Genomic DNA, 2,500 nt, shown 5'->3' with positions numbered 1-2,500 from the left:
TCCGCTACCCACACCTCATCCCCGCACTTTTCAACGTGCGTGGGTTCGGTCCTCCATTCAGTGTTACCTGAACTTCAACCTGGACATGGGTAGATCACCTGGTTTCGGGTCTACGACCACATACTCATTCGCCCTATTCAGACTCGCTTTCGCTGCGGCTCCGTCTATTCAACTTAACCTCGCATGTAATCGTAACTCGCCGGTTCATTCTACAAAAGGCACGCTATCACCCATTAACGGGCTCTAACTACTTGTAGGCACACGGTTTCAGGATCTCTTTCACTCCCCTTCCGGGGTGCTTTTCACCTTTCCCTCACGGTACTGGTTCACTATCGGTCACTAGGGAGTATTTAGCCTTGGGAGATGGTCCTCCCTGCTTCCGACGGGATTTCTCGTGTCCCGCCGTACTCAGGATCCACTCTGGAGGGAACGAAGTTTCAACTACAGGGCTTTTACCTTCTCTGGCCGGCCTTTCCAGACCTGTTCATTTACCTCGTTCCTTTGTAACTCCGTGTAGAGTGTCCTACAACCCCAAGAGGCAAGCCTCTTGGTTTGGGCTAATCCCGTTTCGCTCGCCGCTACTCAGGGAATCGCGTTTGCTTTCTCTTCCTCCGGGTACTTAGATGTTTCAGTTCCCCGGGTCTGCCTTCATTACCCTATGTATTCAGGTAAAGATTCTATCCCATTACGGATAGAGGGTTCCCCCATTCGGAAATCTCCGGATCAAAGCTTACTTACAGCTCCCCGAAGCATATCGGTGTTAGTCCCGTCCTTCATCGGCTCCTAGTGCCTAGGCATTCACCGTGCGCCCTTTCTAACTTAACCTACTTCGGTCAATGATAAGCTGCGTATTTCTGCGTCAACTCATTCGTCAACATCCTCACGTGCCAACTACGCACGTTCCGGTGTTTCCTCAATCGTTTCCTTGAACTACTTGCTTCTCATTGCCCTCATGGTTTGTGCTCTTATTTTGATTATAAAAAATCATTAAACAAGAGAAAAACCTAAGATTGTTTAAAAAAGAGTTTACTTTATGATGTCTTGTCAATTTGTTATCTAGTTTTCAAGGAACAAGTTTTGAGAGTTAGTTCTCTCAAAACTAAACAAAGCAAGAGACGTCTTTTAATGAAGTTAGACTTCATTTCATCCTTAGAAAGGAGGTGATCCAGCCGCACCTTCCGATACGGCTACCTTGTTACGACTTCACCCCAATCATCTGTCCCACCTTAGGCGGCTGGCTCCTTGCGGTTACCCCACCGACTTCGGGTGTTACAAACTCTCGTGGTGTGACGGGCGGTGTGTACAAGGCCCGGGAACGTATTCACCGCGGCATGCTGATCCGCGATTACTAGCGATTCCGGCTTCATGCAGGCGAGTTGCAGCCTGCAATCCGAACTGAGAATGGTTTTATGGGATTGGCTAAACCTCGCGGTCTTGCAGCCCTTTGTACCATCCATTGTAGCACGTGTGTAGCCCAGGTCATAAGGGGCATGATGATTTGACGTCATCCCCACCTTCCTCCGGTTTGTCACCGGCAGTCACCTTAGAGTGCCCAACTGAATGCTGGCAACTAAGATCAAGGGTTGCGCTCGTTGCGGGACTTAACCCAACATCTCACGACACGAGCTGACGACAACCATGCACCACCTGTCACTCTGTCCCCCGAAGGGGAAAGTCCTATCTCTAGGATTGTCAGAGGATGTCAAGACCTGGTAAGGTTCTTCGCGTTGCTTCGAATTAAACCACATGCTCCACCGCTTGTGCGGGCCCCCGTCAATTCCTTTGAGTTTCAGCCTTGCGGCCGTACTCCCCAGGCGGAGTGCTTAATGCGTTTGCTGCAGCACTAAAGGGCGGAAACCCTCTAACACTTAGCACTCATCGTTTACGGCGTGGACTACCAGGGTATCTAATCCTGTTCGCTCCCCACGCTTTCGCGCCTCAGCGTCAGTTACAGACCAGAGAGTCGCCTTCGCCACTGGTGTTCCTCCACATCTCTACGCATTTCACCGCTACACGTGGAATTCCACTCTCCTCTTCTGCACTCAAGTCTCCCAGTTTCCAATGACCCTCCCCGGTTGAGCCGGGGGCTTTCACATCAGACTTAAAAGACCGCCTGCGCGCGCTTTACGCCCAATAATTCCGGACAACGCTTGCCACCTACGTATTACCGCGGCTGCTGGCACGTAGTTAGCCGTGGCTTTCTGGTTAGGTACCGTCAAGGTACCGCCCTATTCGAACGGTACTTGTTCTTCCCTAACAACAGAGTTTTACGATCCGAAAACCTTCATCACTCACGCGGCGTTGCTCCGTCAGACTTTCGTCCATTGCGGAAGATTCCCTACTGCTGCCTCCCGTAGGAGTCTGGGCCGTGTCTCAGTCCCAGTGTGGCCGATCACCCTCTCAGGTCGGCTACGCATCGTCGCCTTGGTGAGCCGTTACCTCACCAACTAGCTAATGCGCCGCGGGCCCATCTGTAAGTGATAGCCGGAGCCATCTTTCA

At 51.5% G+C, this 2,500-nt stretch carries 1 rRNA gene and 3 other annotated features (1 of these 4 running past the window's edge); the gene reads right to left on the bottom strand.

The features are described 5' to 3' along the window. Window positions 1-825, bottom strand: a 23S ribosomal RNA gene (locus tag C1726_RS07945); it reaches 2,109 nt to the left of the window's first position. Between the two features lie 341 nt (window positions 826-1,166). Further along, window positions 1,167-2,141: a sequence feature (most likely nonfunctional fraction of RNA operon), on the bottom strand. An 11-nt stretch (window positions 2,142-2,152) separates the two neighbouring features. Beyond that, window positions 2,153-2,295: a sequence feature (16S ribosomal RNA rRNA prediction is too short), on the bottom strand. Between the two features lie 53 nt (window positions 2,296-2,348). Then, window positions 2,349-2,498: a sequence feature (16S ribosomal RNA rRNA prediction is too short), on the bottom strand. Between the last annotated feature and the right edge of the window lie 2 nt (window positions 2,499-2,500).

Origin of the sequence: Cytobacillus massiliigabonensis (assembly GCF_900199725.1) — a bacterium.
GTDB classification, from domain to species: Bacteria; Bacillota; Bacilli; order Bacillales; family Cytobacillaceae; genus Cytobacillus; species Cytobacillus massiliigabonensis.
Note: the sequence above shows the minus strand (reverse complement) of the source record. Positions and strands in the feature narration are given on the sequence as shown.